Below are 23,766 nucleotides of genomic sequence, written 5' to 3'. Positions count from 1 at the left end.
CCACCCCAAACTACAGACCTACGCGAACTCAATCACTCTCATGTAGGGGGCGGGTTGCCTCCGGTCTCAGGAGGTTCCAAGCTAGACCGGTTTCCCTTGCACACCCGGCTCCGAATCCGTAAAGGCAACGAACGGGGTGCACTGACGTGAGTTACCTTACACGCCAGCAAGCCATCCATCCTTGGCGGCTCTTTTTTAGGGAAGCACAGAAACGGGCACCATCAGCCCTGGGGGGAATTAACTTTTTGTGCTACGAAACGATCTGACAATCACAGGGAGAGGGTATTTGGGGGTAAATTCCTTTCCCCAAAACTATTTTTATCCTTCTGATAATTAAGGATTATTTTTTTCATTGAAAATGATGGGATTCAGACAGGAAAGAACGAATATGTATATGATAATAAAAGAAAAAAATGCAAAAACTGACGTCTGACTGGTAGCCAGACGCCAGTTTTGACGACCGATGACAGGGCGCTGAATTGGGGTCTAACGCGTTAAATATTCATACCCCAATGTTATCAGCGCTACCGCAATCAATATCCATGTTATTTTACGCATTGCCCACTCCTCTCAATAGCGAGGGTAAAGCGCGATTTTGCACACGCTACCCTCTAAAAATAAGTGCCCTATAATGCACGATCAATGCAGTCGCGTTTTAATCTTAACTGCTATGCATAAAGATACACTCAGAGAATAGTCCCGCCTTTGGTGAGCTGCTCGTGGCGCGCCTCGGCGTCTTCCTTATGCTGACGCCCGTGATGGGCAATCGCGTTGCGCAGACGCTGCTGCTGAGCGTAACGATCTTCCCGGCTCAACTCAGCATCGTCGCTCAGGACGATCAGCAGTTCATTCATATGGACAATCACGCTTTCCGTTACCGCGGCGTCAACGCGGGCTATCACGTCATCCAGGTGTGACATACTGACTCCTTAGTTCAGATAGGTTTTCCTTGCGAACATCATTAATATGCCCTTCTGTTTTATTATATGCCGCTAATAACAGCACAGCCGGGAAGGACTGGCAAATAACCGATTGTCATCAGGTTATGCGCAACCGTGGAATATTGCTGGTTTAATCAGCAGCAATTTCACTTAGGCGCCTTTAAAAAATGCAAGCGATAACACCGCGCTCAATAGTGCGAGGATTTACCGTTTTTGCCCTCTCTTCCGCCGTTTATCCGCCGCCTGCATCTCGTAGAGTAGAGGCGTGAAAAAGTCGATGGGATAAGAAAGTGGCAAAAACGTTATTGCGCAGCGGGGATCTGGACGATTTCCAGGCCGTGGGCGGCGGCGGTCAGGCCGTATTTGCCTTAGCGCTGCAGATTCGCGAAACCCTGCGCCTGCGCAAGCAGCAGGCGCTGGTGGATTGTCTGGCGATACCGCAGGTCAACGACGAGGGCGATCGCGTTGACTGGTACGCACCTGTGGAAGGTCAGGTCACATCCTGGAAAGCTGCGGACGACGACCTGCGCCACCGCGCGCTCCGGATGCTGGAAAAGCTGGCCGACAGCGCGGACAGTCTGAGCCGCAAATGCCTTCAGTCGGAGAAGACCTCGCAGCAGCTGTTTGGCGCCCTGTTGGAAAAGGCGCTGCAGTTTCCCGGTGAAAACCATGTCTTCCTGATCGACGGGAAACCGGTTATCACCTTCTGGGGCTTTGTGAATCTGAACGAACACGCCCGCGACGATCGCTTTTCCTGCCTGCAGACCACCACGCTCGACGCGCTGCTGGTCGCCGTTGAGCCAGAAGAGGCCCCCCTGCCCGCACCGAAAGTGACGCTGGCGCAGCCGGATGAACCCCTGCTCGCACCGCCAGTACAGGTTATGGTCGAGCCGGACGTCGAACCGGAACTCCCGCCGCAAGCGCCCGTTCCCGTCGAGCCCGCGCCTGCGCCCGCTGCCGCTGAACCCGCGGCGGTGGTGCGTCAACGTCGAATTCCGCTCTGGAGTTTACCGGTTGCTGCGCTGATTATCGCCGCCGTCGCCGCGCCGCTGCTGTGGACGCGCCAGAGCACAGCGCCCGTTGCGCCCGTCACGGCCAGGACGGAGCAGTCGCCGCCGATCCCCGCCTTGACCACCACGCTGCCGCTGCATCAGGCGAGCGTTTCTGCGCCGCGCGTGGAGGAAAAACCGCAGGACAAGCCGGTGATGATTGCCGCAATCCCGAAAGATGCGCTGGTGATGGACGCCGGACAGATGCGCGCTGGCACCACCCGCTTCCTGAACGGCAGCTGGCGGGTGATCGTGGACGTCAAAGATCCGGTCACCGGCAAAGTGCCGTCGCTGCGCTACCAGTTGCTTAACAATAAAGGCAGCGCCCGTCTGGTGCATGGCGATAACGTGGTCTGCCGCGCCGACATTTTCTCCGGCCTGCACCAGAACGGCGAGCTGATGATCAAAAGCCGCGGCAACGCCCGCTGTAGCGACGGCTCACGCTACCCGATGCCGGAGATTGCCTGCAAAGCGGGCGTCAGCGATGTCGCAGAATGTACCGGACGCTATGACGCCAACACGGTCGTGCCGTTAACCTTCAAAAAAGTGGGAGCCTGACCATGCTGGTTACACTGTGCGACTACCAACAGAGCGTCACGCTTATCGCCAACAGCGGCGTGCAGTTCCTTGATTTCGGTCTGACGCCGCAGGACGCGCTAAGCCGCGGCCGCTTTGTCCGCAAAACCGCCAACGGCCCGCTATTGCGCCTGGATTATGACATCGTCAACAGCCGCTACACCCTGCCGACGGTGAACAACAACCCGCCGGAGGTGGTTAAGCCCGAAAGCACGTTGCCGCTTGAACACTCGCTCGCGCTGCTGGACGGCGTATGGTTGCCGCTGCCGTTCCTGCGCTTCAACCCGCCGCGCACCTTTGTTGAAGGGCCGGATAACTGGGCGCGGGTGCAAATTCGCAAACTGCCGCAACCGGACAGCGCGGGCCACAGCCACCGGGTGACTATCGCGCTGGACAGTCAGATCCACGGCAACCTGCCGTCGCACCTGGCCCCAGGCGAAAACGATGTGCTGAACGGCACGCGTTTTGCGCTGGCCTGGCGCGACGACGAAATCGCCGACTTTCTCGACCAGACCTGGATCGACGGCTGGCTACGCGAAGTTTTCACCCAGCACGCCGCCCAACAGGAAACCCGCAGCGAACGCGATATCGCCCAGGCGCTGCGCAGCTTTGAATATCAGGGGCACTGGCTCAATCTGCTGGCGCTGCTGGGCGAACAGCTGTCGGTGCCGGAAGTGAAAATCGTCACCGAAACGGTCAGCACCCCGGCGATCCCCGTCGATTTAATTCTCGACGTCGGCAACAGCCACACCTGCGGAGTGATCATTGAAGATCATGGCGATGCCAACGATGGTCTGCGTCAGACCGCCGAACTGCAGGTGCGCTCACTCAGCGAACCGCAGTTCCTCAACGCCCCGCTGTTCACCAGCCGCCTTGAGTTCTCCGAAGCCCGTTTTGGCAAACAGCATTATTCCGTAGAGAGCGGGCGTGAAGACGCCTTTGTCTGGCCGTCGATAGTTCGCACCGGCGACGAGGCCCGCAAGCTTGCCACTCAGCGTCTCGGCACTGAAGGTAACAGCGGGATCTCCAGCCCCCGCCGCTACCTGTGGGATGAAACACCTGCCGTGCAGGACTGGCGCTTCAGTCAGATGAACGCCCGCACCCAGCGTGAGCCGCTGGCGACGGCATTCCCGCTGACCAACCTGATGAACGACGACGGCCAGCCGCTGTTCACGCTGCCGCCTGACGAGCGTATGCCGGTATTTTCGCCGCAATACAGCCGCAGCACGCTGATGACCCACTTGCTGTGCGAGCTGCTGGCGCAGGCGCTGGGGCAGATCAACAGCGTCGCCACCCGCTTGCGTTTGGGTTTTCCCTCGTCACCGCGCCAGCTGCGCACGCTTATCCTGACGCTCCCCTCGGCGATGCCGAAGCAGGAACGGGAGATTTTCCGCCGCCGGATGTTTGAAGCCATCGCTCTGGTGTGGAAATCCCTCGGCTGGCATCCGCAGGACGACGATTTCGTTACGGCGAAACAGCAGGACAAAAGCGTCGTGCCGGTGCCGCGCATTCATATGGAATGGGATGAGGCCAGCTGTGGTCAGCTCGTCTGGCTGTATAACGAAGCAATGTCGCATTTCGGCGGCCAGACCGAAACCTTCTTCGCCGCCCTTGCTCGCCCGGACCGACAGGCGGATACCGCAGCGCCAGGACGCACGCTGCGCGTGGCATCGGTTGACCTCGGCGGCGGCACCACTGATATGGCGATCACCCAGTATCAGCTCGACGACGGCACCGGCAGCAACGTCAAAATCACGCCGCTGCTGCTGTTTCGCGAAGGATTTAAAATTGCGGGAGACGATATCCTGCTGGACGTTATCCAGCGCTGCGTGCTGCCTGCGCTGCAAACGCAGCTGCAAAAATCGGGTATTACCGATGCCCCGGCGCTGATGGCGACGCTGTTCGGCGACTCCGGGCGTATCGATACCCAGGCCGTACTGCGCCAGCAAACGACGCTACAGCTGTTTATGCCGATAGGTCACGCCATTCTCGCCGCCTGGGAGCGCTGCGATATTAACGATCCGCTGGCCGGGCTGCATGCGACCTTTGGCGAGCTGCTGAAACACGCGCCGACCCGCAACGTCATGAACTACGTCGGCCAGGCCATCGGCCACGCGCTTCCGGTTGGCTCGGAGCCTTTTGACCTGCTGGCGGTACCGCTCCAGGTGAGCTTCAGCGAGCTTCGCGAGGCGATGCTGGCGGGTGAGTTTACCCTCGCCGCGCCGCTGCACGCTGTCTGCGAGGCCATCTCGCACTACCAGTGCGATGTGCTGCTGGTGACCGGACGCCCCGGCTGTCTGCCCGGCGTGCAGGCGCTGATCCGCTACCTGCAGCCGGTCCCCGTGAACCGCATGGTCTGGATGGACAGCTACCACGTGCATGAATGGTATCCGTTCAGCCAGCAGGGTCGTATCGGCAACCCGAAATCGACCGCCGCCGTCGGCGCGATGCTCTGCAGTCTGGCGTTGGATCTCCGCCTGCCGCGCTTTAACTTTAAGGCTGCCGACATCGGGGCATACTCCACGGTGCGCTACCTCGGCGTGCTGGATAACACCGTCAATACCCTGCGCGAGGACAACGTCTGGTACGCCGATATCGATCTCGATAAGCCGGGGGCGAAAGTCGACGCCAGATTGCACTTCCCGCTGCGCGGCAACGTCACGCTCGGCTTTCGTCAACTGGCCAACGCGCGCTGGCCAGCGACGCCGCTGTACACGCTGAGCATTAACTCCCCGGAGGTGGCAAAAGCGATTGCCGGTGACGGCGTGTTGCAGGTTCGTCTGCAATTGACCGGCGGCGGCCGTAGCGAAGGCCCGGAGGCCTTTGTGCTGAGCGACGCCTGGCTACAGGACGGCACCCCGGTGCCGCCGGATGCCCTGACGCTGAAATTAAATACCCTGGCCGACCGCCGCCACAGCGGTAGCCACTACTGGATTGATAGCGGGAGCGTATATCTGAAATGAGTCGTATACAGACATTCATCGACTGGACCCAGACCACCCGCCAGGTCTCCCCGCTGTTTGATAACGACGCCGACGCGCTGCTCACCCGGCTACAGGCGCTGAACGCGCAGCAGCAGGCGCTACGGCTGGCGCAGCGCTCACCGGTAAGCCTCGCGCTGTACGGCGGCTCACAGGGCGCGAAAGCGCATCTGCTCGGCGCATTGTGCGCCAGCGGCCAGGGGCGGCTGATGGTTCGCGCCGGTAATAAAACCCTCGACTATTTTAGCCATATCAACCCCGGCCATGCGCTGACCCGCATGGCGCTGCGTTTTTCTCGCACAGCCGCAACGCCTGATGATGCGTTTCCGCTTCGTCTGCATCTAATGAGCGAAACGGAGCTGGTGCAGCTGTTTATCGCCCACGCGCTGCGGCAGGGCGCGGTTCGCCAGGTCGACAAGGCCGTGGTCGCGGCGCGTCTCACCGCATGGCAGGCACTGCGCCAGGCGCAACCCGTTCCGGGCGTCAGCCGCGAGGAGGTCGCGGCGCTCGCCCGCTTCTGGCAGGGGCGGGTTCCCACGCGCCAGCAGCAGTTCGATGACGCGCTCTGGCAGCAGTTTATTCAGTTGCTCCCCTGCCTCGACCTCAGCGCGCGCGCCAGCGCGTGGGCGCTGCTGTGGGGCGAGCAGCAGGATCTGACCCGCCAGTGGCTCACGTTAGCGCATGTCCTGCAACAGTGCGGGCACGCAAGCGCGCTGGCGGTGCCGCTCAGCCTGTTGGTGGATGGTTTTGCCCTGCCCGCAGAAGGTTTTCTGACGCCGGAGTATGCGCCGCAAGGCGAAGTGCTGGTGCATCCGCTGGCGGACGGTAACCTGCTCAACGCCGTGAGCCTGTCGATGGATGCCCTCGCCTTGCTGACCCGCGAGCTGGTGCTGCCGGTTGAAAACGGCGTTCTGGATAATGTCGACCTTGTCGATATTCCGGTTCCCGAACGCACTGACGCCACGCCGCTGTGGGCCAGCAAATGCCACTGGCTGCTCGACAGCTACCGCCAGCGCTGTCAGCCTGATTTGCTGATCGTCTGCAACGCGGCGACAGCCCGAACGCAGATTCCGACAACCGCCAGACGGCTGCTGCAGTGGGTGGAGGAGACTCAACCGCAACAGGAGGGCGCGCTGCCCGGACTGGTGTGGGCGATCACCCCGCAGGACGACCGCTTCGTACACAAACGCAATCTGGACGAAGCGGTGCAGCAGCTTATCGGCAAGCCAGGCCAGCGCTGGGGAACGCTACAGGCGCTGGACAGCAGCAGCCTTCAGCGGTTAATCGAATGGCTGTCGCAGGCGACGGTACCGACGCAGCGCCAGAACCGTCTGCAGCTTCAGGACGCGCGGCTACAGCTTCAGGCGCAGCAGTTGATGTCGGCGTGGAAAACGCCCGCCAGCGCCGATGCCGCGCATTGCCGCGCCCAGGCCGAGAGCGTGGTGCGTGAGCTGCAAAAACAGGCCGCAACGTTGGGCGAACTGCTGGAGGGGTTGCTTCCCGTCCAGCAATACTTTGAACAGATTTGCCAGGTCCAGCAACCGCGGGAAGAGAAAGTCAGCGCGCTGTTTAACGACAGCGTGGACCTGTTCGCCCTGCCGGACGATGGCCCGCTCAACGCCGCCGGACAGCAGAACCGTGGTTTCGCCGCTCATGCGCTGTGGGTTAACTATTTACGCCAGTGGAGCCGCAGCGAGGATAATGCCCGCCGCTACGGTGTCGCCCCCCAGACGCTACAGCAACTGGCGGATATTCTGATCGTCACCAGCTACCGTCTCGAGCTGCCCCAGCAGTTGCAGGCCGTGATGCGAAACGAGCGCGCCAGCGCCTCGCAGCTGCGCGCCATTATCAGCAATTATCTGGCCTGGTTGGGTTATGCCAGCGTTCCGCCTCAGGCGCGTCCGGCCAGCCGAATAGCCAAAGGCAGCACGCTGTTCGCCGCCGACGCGCGCGGCACCGGGCGTCTCACTGAACTTGGCGAAACTCCGGCGCATGCGGCAACCCGCTACGTTTACGACTGGCTTGTCGCGCTCTTCACCCGGGCCTGCGAAGCGCCGGATTACCGCCACCCGCTGGATATCCCCGACGACGCCCGCGCCGCACTTAACGCGTTATTTTAGGACGACAGCCGGTCACAAGGACGTGCGCCGGTCATCCTCTGCTAGCGGATAAAAACCCGCGCCAATGCTTCTGCTAGCGCGGAAGGGTTTTCCCACGACATGGAATGCCCGGCATCGGCAATCACGTGCAGCGGGATACCCACCGCGACGGCCTCTTGCGCATCAGGATCCGGCAAGGAATACGCGCCAACGATCAGCGCTGTTGGGCATGACAGGCGGCAAAAACGCGCCCACCAGGAGGGCGTTACCCCTTCCACCAGGCTTCTTGCTCCCCGCCACACGGCCCATGGCGCCGTATTTTGCAGACAGCCTTTCCACGCAGAGGTTTCCGCCTCAACCATCTGCCGGAATCCACGCGCCATGAATGCCTGTTCAGTTTGCTCAACGATACGACGGCTGAACTCGCCGCCCCCCGCATGGAAATTCGGCTCAGAGACCGCAAGGGCTAAAATCTGCGCGCAAGCGCGCTCCGCCAACTGAATGGCGATACTGCCGCCCATGCTATGGCCATACAGGAAATAGCGGCTAACGCCAAGATGTGCGAGCACCTCAGCGACGACCTCCGCCTGATGAGTGGTGCTGTAGTCGTAATCAGCGGGCTTCTCGCTAAAGCCGCTGCCTGGCAGGTCGATGAGAATTGCGCGGCGTCCAGCCAGAGCCGGGTCCGACGTCAGACGTGGGTATTCGTAGGACGATGCGCATCCCAGCCCGTGAATAAACACAACCGGATCGCCGTCGCCCGGTAAATCGTGCCAACGCACCACCGCGCCAGCAATCCGTGAGAGCATGCTGTTCATTATTCGCCCCTCCATTACTGTATTTATATACAGCAAAATAAGATGAATGACCAGTCCGGATGTGATTTAAAAAATCGACAGCAGCAGCGCGACAGGGAAGCTAAACGGCCAGGTGGCGCCGATCAGTACGGTGGCAATCAGGCGGATACAGAAATTTTCTTTGGTCAGGAACCAGGTAATAAAAGCACAAAGGACTGCCATAACGGCATAGAAAACCAACATTTTTTGGTACAGCGTCATGCGAAAGCCTGCGAAGAAATCAAAAATCGTGGGCAATATGCAACTTTTTTTGAAACCCATCAAGTTTTAACATAACAAATGTAAGGTTTGGCGATCGCTGCAGCAATTTTGCCCCCTGCAATGGCGTTTTTCATTTTTGCCGTCTATATGATTAGAGGTTAATTTGCTACGGAGGCACAATGGACGTTTCCAGTAGAACAGTCGTTTTGATCAATCTGTTACTGGCAATAGCGCTACTCTGGCTTTTATCGATGCGTTTTGGCTGGTTTTAAACCGGGTAAGCAGAGAGTGACGACAATCAAGCGAGCAAATATCGATTATCCGCCGTAACGGATAATCGACGGTCTTACTGAGCCGTACTTTTACTGCGTGCGGCATTGGCATTAAACGCCGCCTGAAGCACAGCCGCATTGTCATAATTTGACGCGTCATATTTCGGCAGCGGGTGTGCTTTCTCATACTCCCACTCTGCCGCCACGCAATCGTCCCTGGTTCCGCCATTTTTCTGACATTCGGCAATACGGTGTGCCGGAGAATTTGTACAACCACTCAATGCTGCCAGCGCGACAACGGCGCAAATCACTTTCTTCATCATAATCACCAGACTTTCTCGCCAGGAATGCGAAAACCGCCGATCCTCGCACGGCGTCAGGGGAAAAGTCAAAAGGTGATGGACGTCACAACAATAACCCGCAACAGTTTGAGTCGGCGAAAAAAATCCCCTCAGACCTGAGGGGATTTATCGTTATGCCAAAGTGGCCTGAGTGAAAACGGCATTAGCCATGCTTTATCATCACATGACGCACCACGGTGTAGTCTTCCAGACCGTACACCGACATGTCTTTGCCGTAGCCGGAAAGCTTCTGCCCGCCGTGCGGCATTTCGCTCACCAGCACAAAGTGGGTGTTAACCCAGGTGCAGCCGTACTGCAGACGCGCGCAGAAACGGTGAGCGCGACCAACGTCTTTGGTCCACACAGAAGAGGCCAGCCCGTACTGCGAGTCGTTAGCCCAGGCCAGAACCTGCGCTTCATCGTCAAACGACGTAACGCTCACCACCGGGCCAAACACTTCACGCTGCACAATGGCATCGTGCTGGCGCGCGCCAGCCAGCACCGTCGGTTGATAGTAATAGCCGTTGCCGTCGCCTTTGCGCCCGCCGGTGATCACCTTAATGTGCCCCTGCGCTTTCGCCTTCTCCACCGCATCGCTGACGCGCGCCAGATGCGCGGCAGAGCTGAGCGGCCCCAGTTCGGTGCTTTGATCGTCAGGCGCCCCCATCTTCAGGCTGGAGACCGCTGCCCCCAGTTTTTCCACCAGCTCGTCGTAAATCCCCTTCTGGGCATACAGTCGACAGGCCGCCGTACAGTCCTGCCCGGCGTTGTAGAAGCCGAAGGTGCGAATACCTTCCACGACAGCATCTATATCGGCATCGTCAAAAATAATCACCGGCGCTTTACCGCCAAGCTCCATATGCGTGCGCTTGATGGACGATGCAGTGTGGGAAATGATGTGCTCGCCGGTTGCAATGGAGCCCGTCAGCGAGACCATGCGTACTTTTTCATGCCCGGTCAGCGGGTCGCCAACGGTTTTACCGCGGCCAAACAGGACGTTCACCACCCCGGCCGGGAAGATGTCTTTTGCAAGCTCAGCCAGCTTCAGCGCGGTCAGCGGGGTAATTTCTGACGGTTTCATCACCACGCAGTTACCCGCCGCCAGCGCCGGAGCCAGCTTCCACGCGGCCATCATCAGCGGGTAGTTCCAGGGGGCAATGGACGCCACCACGCCAAGCGGGTCGCGGCGAATCATGGAGGTATGGCCTTCGAGGTACTCTCCCGCCGCCTGACCGTTCAGGCAGCGCGCCGCACCGGCGAAAAAGCGGAACACGTCGGCGATCGCCGGAAGCTCATCATTCAGTACGCTGTGCAGCGGTTTACCGCAGTTCAGCGATTCGATTCGGGCAAAGGTTTCCGCATGCTGCTCAATGACATCCGCCAGCTTCAGCAGGCACTCCGCACGCGCTTTCGGCGTGGTTTGCCCCCACTGCTGGAAGGCGCGATCGGCCGCCTTAACGGCAGCATCGACCTGCTCAGGCGTGGCTTCATTGATTTCCACCAGCACCTCGCCCGTTGCCGGATTATAAACAGGCTGCTTTTCACCTTCACCCGCAACCAGTTCACCATTTATCAATAAGTTGTGTTGCATAGCCTTCTCCGTCATTGTCTTATTTTCCGTGACCGGCGACCGTTTCGCCGTCACGGGTCAGCCACCAGGCCCCTAAAATTGGCAACATCGTTACCAGCATCACCAGAAGCGCCACCACGTTAGTGACAGGTACGTCACGCGGGCGACCCAACTGGTTGAGCAACCACAGCGGCAGCGTGCGTTCGTGCCCTGCGGTAAAGGTCGTGACGATGATTTCGTCAAACGACAGCGCAAACGCCAGCATGCCGCCTGCCAGCAGCGCAGAGCCGAGATTCGGCAGCACTACGTGGCGGAAGGTTTGCCAGCCGTTGGCGCCCAAGTCCATGGAAGCTTCGACCAGGCTCCAGGACGTCCGCCGAAAGCGCGCAATCACGTTGTTAAAAACCACCACCACACAGAAGGTTGCGTGCCCAACGACGATGGTGAAAAACCCCGGTTCAAGGTTGATGGCCTTAAACGCGGTTAACAACGCGATGCCGGTAATGATCCCCGGCAGCGCGATCGGCAGTAACAACAGCAGCGAAATCGCGTTTTTACCGAAAAACTCGCTGCGCCACAGCGCGGCGGCGGCGAGCGTTCCCAGCACCAGCGCCAGGGCCGTCGCCAGCGTCGCGATTTGAAGTGACAACGTCACCGCGTCGAGGATATCGCCACGCGATGCCGCCACGGAAAACCAGTGCAGCGTTAACCCCTTCGGTGGAAAGCTGAAGGCGGCGTCCTCGGTGTTGAAGGCATAGATGGCAATGATAACCAACGGGAAATGCAGGAAAATCACCCCGCCCCAGGCCGCGATTTTCAGGAACAACGGTGCTCGTTCAGAGTGCATCGAACGCTCCCAGGCGCTTTACGAACGCCAGATAAAGGGCTATTAACACAATCGGCACCAGGGTAAAGGCCGCCGCCATCGGCATGTTGCCGATAGCCCCCTGCTGAGAGTAGACCATGTTGCCGATAAAGTACCCGGGCGGCCCCACCAGCTGTGGGACAATAAAGTCGCCAAGCGTCAGAGAAAAAGTGAATATCGACCCTGCCGCGACGCCGGGGATCGCCAGCGGCAACACCACGTAACGAAACGTCTGGCGCGGCCAGGCGCCGAGGTCAGCCGACGCCTGCAGCAGCGACGGCGGCAAACGCTCCAGCGCCGCCTGAATCGGCAGGATCATAAACGGCAGCCAGATGTAGACGAACACCAGAAAACGCCCCAGTCCGGAAGTCGACAGCGTATTGCCGCCCACGGCGGGTAGCGTCAGAAACAGATTTAATAACCCTTCCAGCCCCATGCGGCTTAAAAACCATTGCGCTACCCCGTCTTTCGCCAGCAGCAGCGTCCACGCGTAAGCCTTGACGATGTAGCTCGCCCACATCGGCAGCATCACGGCGATATAGAAAAACGCCTTCCATTTGCCGGAGGTGTAGCGGGCCATATACCACGCCATCGGGAACGCCAGAATCGCGCTGGCGAGCGTGACGGCAATCGCCATCACCAGCGTACGCACGATGATGTCGTAATTCGCCGGGTTAAACAGCGCTTTCAGGTTGGCAAGGGTTAAGTCCGGCGTCACCGACATGGTGAAGTCGTCAAAGGTGTAAAACCCCTGCCACAGCAGCGTCAGCAGCGAGCCGAAGTACACGATGCCAAACCACATCAGCGGGCCGAGTAATAACAGAAACAGCCCGAGCGACGGTTTGCGCCAGAATAAGCCCGAGAGGCGGCTTATCCGGCCCGATGAAGGAAGCGGTGCAATACTCATCGCCATCTCACCTCCCTCCGTCCAGCGCCACCATTGCTTCGCGAGTCCAGGACGCCAGCACGGTTTGTCCGGGCTGCGGCCCGTCTTGCTGCGCGCCACCGGTAAAATTCGGCTGGCTCACCAGCAGTTTTTCACCGTCCGGCAGGCGAATCTCAAACCGGGTGGCCGCCCCCTGATACTGCACGGCCTGCACCACGCCATTGACCTGAATCTCACCGCCCTCATTCAGGCGAATGTGTTCCGGACGCAGCGACCACAGCCCCGACATGCCGCAGACTTTCTCGGCGAGCGGCGCGTCAAAAACGTTAGAGGTGCCGACGAAACCGGCGACAAACGGCGTGTGCGGGCGCAGGTACAGGTCGCGCGGGGTATCGACCTGCTCAATACGGCCGTTGTTGAACACCGCCACGCGATCGGACATCGACAGCGCTTCACCCTGATCGTGGGTAACGAAAATAAAGGTGATCCCCAGCTCCTGCTGCAACTTCTTCAGCTCAAACTGCATCTGCTCGCGAAGCTTGAGATCCAGCGCGCCCAGCGGTTCATCCAACAACAGAACACGAGGCTGGTTGACCAGCGCGCGGGCAATCGCCACGCGCTGGCGCTGACCGCCGGAAAGCTGCGAGGGCTTGCGCGACTGCACGAAACCCAGCGCCACCTTTTCCAGCGCCTCCTGCGCTTTAGCGTAACGCTGCTTTTTATCGATACCTTTCACCATCAGCCCGTAGGCGACGTTATCGAGAATCGACATGTGCGGGAACAGCGCGTAATCCTGAAACACGGTATTGACGTCGCGTTCCCAGGGCGGCAGCTCGCTGGCCTCTTTACCAAAAATCGTAATGGCGCCGCCGGAAAGCTGCTCAAAACCGGCAATCAGCCGCAGACAGGTGGTTTTGCCGGAGCCTGACGGCCCCAGCATGGAAAAAAACTCCCCATCTTTAATCGCGATACTAACGCCATCGACTGCGCGAACATCACCATACAGACGCGAGACATCATGAAATTCAACTGCGTACGTCATGTTTTACTCCCGGGCATTAACGACCGCCCATGATGGCAATGTAGTCCTGCGTCCAGCGGCTGTAGGGAACATATTTACCGCCTTCAGCGATCGGCGTTTTCCAGAAAGCAATCTTGTCGAAGAAGTTGTAGCCGTTGGTTTCACAGCCTTTGTCGCCGAGCAGCGAACTGGCCTTACATCCTTCAGGCACCACCGGCAGCGAGCCGAACCAGGCGGCGACATCGCCCTGCACCTTCGGCGTCAGCGACCAGTTCATCCATTTGTAAGCGCAAACCGGGTGCTTGGCTTCCGCGTGCAGCATGGTGGTATCCGCCCAACCAGTGACCCCCTCTTTCGGGAACACGGTGGCGACAGGCTGCCCTTCGCCTTTCAGGCCGTTCGCCTGATACGGCCAGGCGCTGGAAGCGACCACGCCTTCGTTTTTAAAGTCGCTCATCTGCACGGTGGTATCGTGCCAGTAGCGGTGGATCAGCGCGTGCTGGTCGCGCAGTACCTTCAGTACCGCCTGGTACTGGGCTTCCGTCAACTGGTAAGGGTCCTGGATGCCCAACTGCGGCTGAGAGGCTTTCACAAACAGCGCGGCATCGGCGATGTAGATAGGGCCGTCATAGGCCTGCACGCGGCCCTGGTTGGTTTTACCGTCCGGGAGGTTTTGTTTGATGAACACCACGCTCCAGCTGTCTGGCGGGGTCGGGAAGGTTTTGGTGTTATACATCAGCAGGTTCGGCCCCCACTGATACGGTGTGCCGTACACCTTATCCTTGACGGTAAACCATTCGCCTTTCGCCAGCCGGGGATCGAGGGTTTTCCAGTTCGGAATAAGCGCGGTGTTAATCGGTTGCACGCGCTTGCCCATGATCAGGCGCAGTGACGCATCGCCGGAGGCGGTAACGAGGTCATAGCCGCCCTTCGCCATCAGGCTGACCATTTCGTCGGAGGTGGCGGCCGTTTTCACATTCACCTGGCAGCCGGTCTCTTTCTCAAACTGGGTCACCCAGTCATATTGCTTATCGGTTTGACCCCGTTCGATATACCCCGGCCACGCGATAATATCCAGGCGGCCTTCGCCTTTATCAAGCGATGTCGGCGGTTCGGCCGCGTGTGCAGTCATTACGGTTAAACCCAGCGCGCACAGGCTACTGCGGGCAAATTTCTTGCTCATACGTGTTTACTCCTGTCAGAATTAATCTGGCGGCAGCCGTGCCGTAAAAATATCTCCCCTAATAACAGTAGACGGCGTAATGCAGCCGTTCCCGCTCGCTCGCGGAAATTTCATCAGGTTGTGACAAAGGACGCATTACGCTGAGAATAGCACTTTGTGGTGCAACAAATTGCAGTATAGACAACGTGTTATGCAGGCAGGGTACGTATATGAATTCCCTGTGGATGCGTAGGGTTAAATAATCCACCGGACGTTTCATCTTATACCGGTGGATTATTTTTTAAATGAGAATAAGGTCTTCAGAAAATAAGAATGGCGTTTATTTAATCATTTCACGAATAAGCCGCCCAAGGGTTTTAATCCCCTGCTCTTCCCGCTCCCCCCACCCCCAGGCGGTGTTAAAACGAAAGAACGAGGCCCAACTGTCGGTCGTTGAAAACATTTTTCCCGGCGCAATGCTGATTTTATACTCCAGCGCCCGGGCGCCCAGGATACCGGCGTCAACCCCAGCGGGCAGTTCCAGCCACAAAAAGTAGCCGCTGTCGTTATGGTGAATTTTCACTTCGGCGGGGAGATGGCGCAGCAACGCCTGCCAAGCCAGTTGTTTACGATCCGCCAGCTGGCGACGCAGTCGCCGCAGATGGGCGTCATAGCGTTTGGTATCCAGATAATCCACCAGCGCCATCTGCATCGGCGAGCTGGTCGACAGCGTACTCATCAGCTGCAGGTGCTGAATCCGCCGCGCATGTTTGCCCGCCGCCACCCAGCCGATACGAAACCCCGGCACCAGGCATTTGGAAAACGAGCTGCAGTGCAGCGTCATGTCCTGGCGATCCCAGGCTTTTGCCGGCAGTGGTTTTTCCCGGCCGAAGTACAGCTCGCTGTACACGTCATCCTCAATCAGCATCACGTTGTGCGCGCTGAGCAGCGCCACCAGTTGCGCCTTTTTCTCCGGACTTAAGGTAAAACCGAGCGGGTTCTGGCTGTTGGTCATCAGCCAGCAGGCTTTCACCGGGTAGTCGTTGAGCGCCTGTTCCAGCGCGTTGAGATCGATCCCCTCTTTCACATCGGTCGCCACCGACAGCGCTTTCAGCCGCAGCCGCTCAAGCGCTTGCAACGCGCCATAAAAGCACGGGTTTTCGACGATAACCCAGTCTCCCGGTTCAGTCACCGCCTGCAAACTGAGGTTCAACGCTTCCAGCGCGCCAGCGGTGATCACAATTTCATCCGGCGAGATGTTCATACCCTGCAGCGCATAACGGCGGGCAATGGCATGGCGCAGGTCGGCGTTGCCCGGCGGCAGGTTCTCAATCACACTCATCGCCGTCGCGGTTTTGCTGACCTGCGCCAGCGAGCGGTTAAGCTGCTGCAGCGGGAAGAGACGCGGGTCGGGAAACGCGGAGGCAAACGGCAGCACCGCCGCCTCGCGGCTGGCCTGCAGCACGTCAAAAATATAGGTGTTGATATCCACCGCCTCATCGCGCATCACCTGGGCGGGCGCCGCAGTGTTGAGCGGTTTCACCGGACGCGGCGCCACGTAGTAGCCAGACTGAGGACGCGCCACGATCCGCCCCTGACTTTCCAGCAGCTGGTAGGCATGGCCGACGGTCATAAAGCTCATGCCGCTTATCGTGACCTGCTCGCGAAGCGAAGGTAGACGATCGCCCGGCTGCCACACGCCAAGGGCTATCTGTTCGGTGATTTGCTGCGCCAGGCGCTGGTATTTTTTCATGACCGCTTCCGCTGATGACCTTTTCGCCATCATATAACAGATTCACAAAGCTTGCCTGTTATGAAAACTGTTATGCATAAAAATGCGAAAGCAGGAATAAACGCACTATCACGGAAACCGTAATAGTGCGAGGCGTTTAGCTCAGTTGCGGCAACAGGTTGAAGGTACGCCCGAACCAGCACAGTATGACCACTACCCCAAAGGTAATGACCACGCCGGGAATGACGTTTCCGCCCCAGACCGTGAAGGGTTTATTCGGGAATTTTTGTCTTGCTTTTAATGCAAGAATCGCCGGTACAATCACCGCCCATATCGTGGCGCAGAGTCCTGCACCGCCTATTCCATAGATAAACCCGTTCGGGAAAATCAGATACAGCAGGCTCGGCGGTAAGAACGTTAACAACACCGTTTTACATCGCCCGCTGTTAGAACTGTCCAACTTAAACAGGTCCGCCAGATAATCAAATAATCCCAGGGTTACGCCAAAAAATGAACTGGCTACCGCGAGGTTAGAAAAAACCAGCAGGAATATTTCAACCACTCGGGTTTGGTTTGTGCCCATAAAAGAGTGCACTAACGAGTCGACGTTGCCGCCGGATGAAATGATCTCTTTAAAATTCACCCGCGGGATATTGCCCATAGTACAGTACAGCCAAAACAGATAGATGCCGAGCGCTAATAGTGAACCGATCACAACGCTTTTTATTAATTTATCGGTGCGTTTGCCATAGCAAATGATAAGGCTCGGGATATTTCCATGAAACCCGAAAGAGGCCAGACAAACAGGAATTGCCATAAAAACATATAAAAAATAGGATTCGTTGCGTTCAGCACCCTCTTTAACATCACGCAAAATGGAATAGTCGACCTGGAAGAACAGTGATCCAAACACCACGATAAATGCGATAATCTTAATCCCAAGAAACAGCGAGGTAATTCGACTTGCGGCCAGTGAACTAAACCATAAAACGGCAGCAACAAAAATCGCTGTTAAAATTCCAATCAATCTGGGGTTAACCTGATAACCGGAATTTATTGCAATGGTTTCACTAATGATAGCGCCATTTGCAGAGATATAGGCATATGTTAATATATATAATACAAAAGCGACGGTGATACCACTAAAAATATTCCAGCCGTTGCCAATTAAATCTTTTGTTATGGTGTTGAAACTGGAGCCCACTGGATAGTTTAAATTTGCCTCCAGCAACAACAACCCTGAATGCATCATGCAAAACCACGAAATAGCTAAAATACAGGCGCCCCAAAAAAACCATGCCCCTGCCAGATCGACAGGTAAAGCAAACATTCCTCCGCCGATCACGGTACCGGCTATCACCATAATACCCCAAAAGGAGGAATGTTTCGTATTCGACTTATTTTCCATGATACCCTCTCATGCTGAGCGGATCGGTAATTCATTGCGGCCTTTAGCGCAATGGAAAAAACATGCATGGCTATAACAGAGATAGCCATGCATAATATTTTTTATTAAATTTCTTTCAGTTTCGCCGTAAAGTGACGCAGCACTTTAGGTTCATAGGTAAACGTTAATCCTTTAATGTTTGCAGCATTTTCCTTCACGTGTTTAAAGGCTTCGATAATAAAGTCCATGTGGCTCTGGGTATAGGTGGCCCGCGGAATGGTCAGACGCAGCAGTTCTGCCGGACACGGTAACTGCTTGCCTGTTTTAGGGTCGCGGCCCAGTAAAAACGAGCCTATTTCCACAGCCCGGATCCCGGCGACTTTGTACAGCTCGCAGGCCAGCGCCTGAGCGGGGAACTGGTCTGCCGGAATATGCGGCAGCAGCTTCCCGGCATCAACGAACGCCGCATGACCGCCTGCCTGCTGGCAGACCACGCCAATCTCTTCCAGCCCATCCACCAGATACTGAATTTGCGTAATGCGGTAGGCCAGCCAGTCATAGTTCATACCATCCTGAAGCCCGACAGCAAGACGCTCCATGGCGCCGCCTTCTAAACCGCCGTAGGTGGGGAACCCCTCCTGAACAACGCAGAGGGTTCGGCATTCCGTATAGACATCGAAGAAACTATCGTCCTTAAAGCACAACAGCCCGCCCATCGGCACCATCGCGTCTTTCTTCGCCGACATCGCCAGCATATCCGCGTATTTATAGGCTTCGAAGGTAATGGCTTCAATACTCCAGTCTTTATATTCCGCTTCCCGCTGCTTAATAAAGTAAGCGTTTTCCGCAAACCGCGCCGAGTCCATCACTACCGGGATATTGTATTTTTTCGCAATGCTGTACATCGCTTTCAGGTTCGCCATAGAGACCGGCTGCCCGCCAGCGGAGTTACAGGTAATGGTGGCCACAATATAAGGGACGTTTTCCGCCCCCGTTTCTTTAATACCCTCTTCCAGCGCCTGAAGGTCAAAATCTCCCTTAAAGTCATAACGAACTGAGGTATCAAACGCCTCTTTCACGTAAACATTGCGCACGGTACAACCGTTTATCTGGCTGTGCCCCTGTGTGGTATCAAAGAAATAGTTGGAGAACACCACCATTTTACTTCTGTCCAGACCATTTTCTTGTTCACGCTTTTTGATTAAAACGGGAATATAAATCTGCTCGGCCCCACGCCCCTGGTGTGTTGGAATGGTGTAATTATAACCAAATATCTTTTTGACAGCGTCCGCTAATGCATAGTAACTCCGACTGCCGCTGTAAGCCTCATCGCCACGCATCATTGCCGCCTGCATATTTTGCGTGATGGCGCCGGTGCCGCTATCCGTTAATAAATCGATAAAGACGTCTTCACTATCCAACAGGAACGGGTTCATCCCAGCTTTTAATATTGCATTTTCGCGATGTTCTCTGGTGGTGCGTTTTACAGGCTCGATAACACGGATACGGAACGGTTCTGGTAAATGCTGAAAGTTATTCATCATGTATTCCTTTATTTTGGCATGCAAAGACCGATAACACTTATTGTGAAAGTGCTTAGCGAAATTAATGTCACAGCGATAATCCAGAACAAATCACCCCATGCAAAACAACAACAGCAGAGGCCTTTGAGGCACCGGAGTTAACTGCTGATGGTTTACATAAGTTTAAATTTATTCAGGACATAACAAACAGAACAGATTAAAAAATCCGTTGATGTTTATTTTACACAGACAGGGAAAAGCGAGGACTCAAGGGCGATGATTGACAATCATAGTGTCAATATTGAACCACTTTGCGGTTTGGCAGACGTTATTAGACATAGCCATAATATATCAACTCCCACGAAAGATGGTGATTACATTACTTCAATGGTTTTATTTTTCTATCTTTCCTTTATCCAACTGTGAATACCATCACAGTTAACTTCCTGTCATATATAACAGTTTCTCAGGATATACATTTTCTTAACAACGGAGTGAATGTTTGCATCGACAAAAACTATCGATGCAACGAATAACAGTGCCGAAACTGTTATAGGTAAATCTCACCCTTCTGTCTCTGCAACACAGGCACAACGCGGCCTACAATCGCGCTGACACCATTTTCAATGCGAAGTTTGCAAAACCGCGCTTTAAAATCACTGCATTTTACTTCAAAATTTTTATTTAAAAATCAACTGGATATAATTCTTTTTGGGGAAGTTTCTTTCACGAATTGTTCGTTCAGATTATCGGGGCATCGTTGATGATGTACGTCGCAACATCAAAAGCATCGTTTACCGGAATGGCTGTGTTTTTTCGACTCGCGGCGCAATGATGACTGAACCGTCATTCTCCCGCGCCGCGTCAATCTGGTGGTGAAGGTCTCCGGCGTGAAAACCATCAATGTTGAACTGATAAGAGCCTTGCCACAACTTACAGTCCTGTTCCTGCTGCGGCCTTTGCCCGAGTTATTGCCCCGGCATTAAAAATTGGATGCTCGTGATCGTTCGTCACATCGCGTACGCGGTAAATTTTCCAGGTACCCTCTTCATGGCGTAGAAACGCTTCCAAATGGATATACCCTCCGTTTCCTACCCCTTCCATCACCTGAACTACCTCGCCGCCTAAAAATGGCTGAGCGTTCCCAATACGTAACATCGGAACCCATTCACGCGAGTAATCCTGTACGTAGGTAAAATAATCAGATTCCATTAACTCTTGCTCAGGAATGTTCTGGACGGCATCAATACGAGCAACAGTATCAGCAGCAACGTATTTACGTAACTCATCAATAGGATAAGGTTTTGCCTCATCGCTGCCGAAAGCAGTCAGGTAGGACCTATAGAATTTCTCGGTCTGGACTTTTGCTTGCTGGCTTTGACGGGTAACCGAACTACACCCCGTCAGTAATATGGCGATTAACAAAAGTAGCTTTTTCATCAATTCATCCGGTAGATTTTGAAAGAAGGCTGCATCCTACGATACCCTGGCCCCGGATACATGCCTGTTTGAACAAAGTCAGAAATCCACTTTGTGCCATCATACATAGTCATATGACCGATGCCATTCCCTCCCGGATAGGGTTGTATCACAGCGACATCACCAGAAATTAAGGCAGACCCCGGAGGGACTTCCCTGAATCCAGCCCGTAAAAGCTCTGCGCCATAATCCTTTGCATATTCCGTGTTCGGTACATTGACGCCACCAGCCTGAATAGCCAGGCGGGTAAACTTAGCGCATTCGCTATGAGAGTGCCCGAGGGCATGTGACCGAAGATATGAAATAGCCGTTTGTTTGTTCCAGCTCATCCTTATTTCCTTTGGGTATGGTTAATAAGGAGTCAATACGCGAAAACCCGTTTTTTTTCTCAATAAAAAATGCCGAAACCGCTCAAATACCCGCGCACGTCTAAGTTTGGGTGACTGGAAAAAAATACTGGCGGAGGCTATTGAGCATCATAACCCCTGGGCATCAAATATTCTGAGGCTGGCTCTGATATAGCGCTGTAACTTTCGCCAGTTTTGGGGGGAAGTTTTGGAGAAGAGGGATAACAGTACCTGAACTGTTATAGGTAAATCGAGGGTTTCTGTTTCTGCAACACCGGCGTGACACGGCCTACAATCGCGCTGACACCATTTTCAATGCGGAGTTTGCATGTTCGGTTTAGACGCATTCCACCTTGCGCGAATACAGTTCGCGTTTACCGTCTCTTTTCACATCATCTTTCCGGCGATCACCATCGGGCTTGCCAGTTACCTGGCGGTACTGGAAGGTTTGTGGCTGAAGACGAAGAACCCCGTCTGGCGTTCGCTGTATACCTTCTGGTCGAAGGTCTTTGCGGTGAACTTCGGTATGGGCGTTGTCTCGGGCCTGGTCATGGCTTATCAGTTCGGCACGAACTGGAGCGGGTTCTCTCAGTTTGCGGGCAGCATCACCGGCCCGCTGCTGACCTATGAAGTGCTGACCGCCTTCTTCCTTGAGGCGGGTTTCCTCGGCGTTATGCTGTTCGGCTGGAACAAGGTCGGCCCGGGCCTGCACTTTTTCTCCACCTGCATGGTGGCGCTGGGTACCATTATCTCCACCTTCTGGATCCTCGCCTCCAACAGCTGGATGCAAACACCGCAGGGGTATGAAATCGTCAATGGTCAGGTGGTGCCGGTCGACTGGTTTGCGGTGGTCTTTAACCCCTCCTTCCCGTATCGCCTGCTGCATATGTCGGTGGCCGCTTTCCTGAGCAGCGCACTGTTCGTCGGCGCCTCCGCCGCCTGGCACCTGCTCAAAGGCAACAACACGCCAGCTATCCGGGCGATGTTCTCAATGGCGCTGTGGATGACGCTGATTGTCGCGCCGTTGCAGGCGCTGATAGGCGATATGCACGGGCTGAACACCCTCAAGCACCAACCCACGAAAATTGCCGCCATCGAAGGACACTGGGAAAACGTGCCGGGAGAGCCGACGCCGCTGCTGCTGTTCGGCTGGCCGGATATGGCGCAGGAACGCACTCGCTTTGGGCTGGAAATTCCCGCGCTTGGCAGCCTTATCCTGACCCACAGTCTGGATAAACAGGTTCCGGCGTTAAAAGCGTTCCCCAAAGAGGATCGGCCAAATTCGACGATCGTCTTCTGGTCATTTCGCATCATGGCCGGACTCGGCGGTCTGATGGTCCTGCTTGGCGTGCTGGCGCTGTGGTTGCGTAAAGGCAAACGTCTTTACACCTCGCGTCCGTTCCTGCGTTTTGCCCTGTGGATGGGGCCTTCCGGCCTGGTCGCCATCCTCGCCGGTTGGGTCACCACCGAAGTGGGCCGCCAGCCGTGGGTCGTGTATGGCCTGCAGCGCACGTCGGATGCGGTTTCCGCCCACGGCGATTTGCACATGAGCATCAGCCTGCTCACCTTCTTCGTGGTTTATATGTCGGTGTTCGGCATCGGTTACAGCTATATGGTGCGCCTGATTCGCAAAGGCCCGCAGGACCTCCTGCCGCCTGAACACGGCACTCCGGCTCGCCCGCTTTCTGCGGCGATTGACGGCTATCAGCACAAGGAGACGCACTAATGGGTATCGACTTATCGGTTATCTGGTTTGTCATCATCGTCTTCGCCACGCTGATGTATATCGTGATGGATGGCTTTGATTTGGGTATCGGCATCCTGTTCCCTTTCGTGCGGGATGCAGAGGACCGGGACGTGATGGTCAACAGCGTCGCCCCCGTCTGGGATGGCAATGAAACCTGGCTGGTGCTCGGCGGCGCGGGGTTGTTTGGCGCATTTCCGCTGGCGTATGCGGTGATCATCGACGCGCTGACCATTCCGTTGACGCTGATGCTGATCGGCCTCATCTTTCGCGGCGTGGCGTTTGAGTTTCGTTTTAAAGCCACACCTTCGCACCGTCCGTTCTGGGATAACGCCTTTCTCGGCGGTTCTATCCTCGCCACCTTCTGTCAGGGCGTGGTGGTCGGCGCCGTCCTGAACGGCTTCCCGGTGGAAAACCGGACCTATGCAGGCGGACCGTTCGACTGGCTAACGCCGTTTACGCTGTTTTGCGGGGTTGGGCTGGTCATCGCCTACGCCCTGCTGGGCGCCACCTGGCTTGTGATGAAAAGCGAGGCGCCGCTGCTTAGCAGAATGCGCCAGGTCTCCCGCACGCTGCTACTGGCGATGCTGACGGTCATTGCCGTTATCAGCCTGTGGACCCCGCTCGCGCATCCGGCCATCGCCGAGCGCTGGTTCAGCTTCCCGAATCTGTGGTTCCTGCTGCCGGTGCCGGCGCTGACCCTGGCGCTGGGCTTCGGGTTGTGGAAGGGTCT

The 23,766-nt window shown here is 56.3% G+C and carries 21 protein-coding genes; 6 read left to right on the top strand and 15 right to left on the bottom strand.

Going from position 1 to position 23,766, the window contains the following annotated elements; genetic code table 11:
• Positions 1-686 precede the first annotated feature (686 nt).
• A complete protein-coding gene (locus JO226_RS07000) occupies positions 687-920 on the bottom strand; it encodes a YdcY family protein (protein WP_293545106.1) in 234 nt (77 codons plus the stop codon).
• A gap of 311 nt (positions 921-1,231) precedes the next feature.
• Here JO226_RS07000 and JO226_RS06995 point away from each other — a divergent pair, with 311 nt between their 5' ends.
• Genes JO226_RS06995 through JO226_RS06985 form a run of 3 tightly spaced genes read left to right on the top strand, consistent with a single transcriptional unit; the run spans position 1,232 to position 7,667 of the window.
• Positions 1,232-2,548, top strand: coding sequence for an SrfA family protein (locus tag JO226_RS06995; RefSeq protein WP_293545104.1), 1,317 nt, complete (start codon positions 1,232-1,234; stop codon positions 2,546-2,548).
• Between the two features lie 2 nt (positions 2,549-2,550).
• Complete coding sequence (locus JO226_RS06990; protein ID WP_293545102.1) at positions 2,551-5,529, top strand: virulence factor SrfB; 2,979 nt, start codon at positions 2,551-2,553, stop codon at positions 5,527-5,529.
• A complete protein-coding gene (locus JO226_RS06985; protein WP_293545099.1) occupies positions 5,526-7,667 on the top strand; it encodes a virulence factor SrfC family protein in 2,142 nt (713 codons plus the stop codon). Before JO226_RS06990 ends, JO226_RS06985 begins: the two co-directional genes overlap by 4 nt.
• A gap of 41 nt (positions 7,668-7,708) precedes the next feature.
• Here JO226_RS06985 and JO226_RS06980 read toward each other — a convergent pair whose 3' ends face one another.
• A complete protein-coding gene (locus JO226_RS06980; protein WP_293545096.1) occupies positions 7,709-8,464 on the bottom strand; it encodes an alpha/beta hydrolase in 756 nt (251 codons plus the stop codon).
• A gap of 66 nt (positions 8,465-8,530) precedes the next feature.
• Positions 8,531-8,704, bottom strand: a complete 174-nt coding sequence (locus JO226_RS06975; protein ID WP_293545094.1) for a GhoT/OrtT family toxin — start codon at positions 8,702-8,704, stop codon at positions 8,531-8,533.
• A gap of 179 nt (positions 8,705-8,883) precedes the next feature.
• Here JO226_RS06975 and yncL point away from each other — a divergent pair, with 179 nt between their 5' ends.
• Positions 8,884-8,976 carry a stress response membrane protein YncL gene (gene yncL, locus JO226_RS06970; protein WP_293545091.1) on the top strand — a complete coding sequence of 31 codons (93 nt, stop codon included), beginning with the start codon at positions 8,884-8,886 and terminating at the stop codon, positions 8,974-8,976.
• A 74-nt stretch (positions 8,977-9,050) separates the two neighbouring features.
• Here yncL and JO226_RS06965 read toward each other — a convergent pair whose 3' ends face one another.
• The 12 genes from JO226_RS06965 to JO226_RS06915 form a co-directional block, all read right to left on the bottom strand.
• Positions 9,051-9,299 carry a membrane lipoprotein lipid attachment site-containing protein gene (locus JO226_RS06965; RefSeq protein ID WP_293545087.1) on the bottom strand — a complete coding sequence of 83 codons (249 nt, stop codon included), beginning with the start codon at positions 9,297-9,299 and terminating at the stop codon, positions 9,051-9,053.
• A gap of 181 nt (positions 9,300-9,480) precedes the next feature.
• Positions 9,481-10,908 (bottom strand): aminobutyraldehyde dehydrogenase, encoded by a 1,428-nt coding sequence (gene patD / locus JO226_RS06960; protein ID WP_293545084.1) that lies wholly within the window; start codon positions 10,906-10,908, stop codon positions 9,481-9,483.
• Between the two features lie 19 nt (positions 10,909-10,927).
• Positions 10,928-11,734 carry an ABC transporter permease gene (locus JO226_RS06955; protein ID WP_293545081.1) on the bottom strand — a complete coding sequence of 269 codons (807 nt, stop codon included), beginning with the start codon at positions 11,732-11,734 and terminating at the stop codon, positions 10,928-10,930.
• Entirely contained in the window at positions 11,724-12,665 is a 942-nt protein-coding gene (locus tag JO226_RS06950; RefSeq protein ID WP_293545078.1) for an ABC transporter permease, read from the bottom strand. Before JO226_RS06950 ends, JO226_RS06955 begins: the two co-directional genes overlap by 11 nt.
• Before the next feature lies 1 nt (position 12,666).
• A complete protein-coding gene (locus tag JO226_RS06945) occupies positions 12,667-13,680 on the bottom strand; it encodes an ABC transporter ATP-binding protein (RefSeq protein ID WP_293545075.1) in 1,014 nt (337 codons plus the stop codon).
• 16 nt (positions 13,681-13,696) lie between these two features.
• Positions 13,697-14,842: a putative ABC transporter substrate-binding protein YdcS gene (gene ydcS / locus JO226_RS06940; protein ID WP_293545072.1), complete on the bottom strand. Its 1,146-nt coding sequence runs from the start codon at positions 14,840-14,842 to the stop codon at positions 13,697-13,699.
• 319 nt (positions 14,843-15,161) lie between these two features.
• The gene (locus JO226_RS06935) at positions 15,162-16,574 is read right to left on the bottom strand and encodes a PLP-dependent aminotransferase family protein (RefSeq protein ID WP_293545070.1); all 1,413 of its coding nucleotides are present in this window, start codon (positions 16,572-16,574) and stop codon (positions 15,162-15,164) included.
• 136 nt (positions 16,575-16,710) lie between these two features.
• Positions 16,711-17,961 carry a low affinity tryptophan permease TnaB gene (gene tnaB, locus JO226_RS06930; protein ID WP_293545067.1) on the bottom strand — a complete coding sequence of 417 codons (1,251 nt, stop codon included), beginning with the start codon at positions 17,959-17,961 and terminating at the stop codon, positions 16,711-16,713.
• Positions 17,962-18,065: 104 nt separating this feature from the next.
• Positions 18,066-19,481, bottom strand: coding sequence for a tryptophanase (gene tnaA, locus JO226_RS06925; RefSeq protein WP_293545135.1), 1,416 nt, complete (start codon positions 19,479-19,481; stop codon positions 18,066-18,068).
• Between the two features lie 249 nt (positions 19,482-19,730).
• Positions 19,731-19,802: a tryptophanase leader peptide gene (gene tnaC / locus JO226_RS23305; RefSeq protein ID WP_367273526.1), complete on the bottom strand. Its 72-nt coding sequence runs from the start codon at positions 19,800-19,802 to the stop codon at positions 19,731-19,733.
• Between the two features lie 594 nt (positions 19,803-20,396).
• Entirely contained in the window at positions 20,397-20,903 is a 507-nt protein-coding gene (locus JO226_RS06920) for a DUF3828 domain-containing protein (protein WP_293545065.1), read from the bottom strand.
• Entirely contained in the window at positions 20,903-21,271 is a 369-nt protein-coding gene (locus JO226_RS06915) for a hypothetical protein (RefSeq protein ID WP_293545062.1), read from the bottom strand. The genes JO226_RS06920 and JO226_RS06915 overlap by 1 nt, the downstream gene beginning before the upstream one ends.
• Positions 21,272-21,617: 346 nt before the next feature.
• Here JO226_RS06915 and JO226_RS06910 point away from each other — a divergent pair, with 346 nt between their 5' ends.
• Together JO226_RS06910 and cydB are read left to right on the top strand one after the other, a co-directional pair.
• The gene (locus tag JO226_RS06910; protein WP_293545059.1) at positions 21,618-23,015 is read left to right on the top strand and encodes a cytochrome ubiquinol oxidase subunit I; all 1,398 of its coding nucleotides are present in this window, start codon (positions 21,618-21,620) and stop codon (positions 23,013-23,015) included.
• The coding region (gene cydB / locus JO226_RS06905; RefSeq protein WP_293545056.1) for a cytochrome d ubiquinol oxidase subunit II at positions 23,015-23,766 on the top strand (752 nt) is incomplete at its 3' end. The genes JO226_RS06910 and cydB, both read left to right, overlap by 1 nt.

Origin of the sequence: Pluralibacter sp., assembly GCF_019237635.1 — a bacterium.
Lineage (GTDB): Bacteria > Pseudomonadota > Gammaproteobacteria > Enterobacterales > Enterobacteriaceae > Enterobacter_B.
Note: the sequence above shows the minus strand (reverse complement) of the source record. Positions and strands in the feature narration are given on the sequence as shown.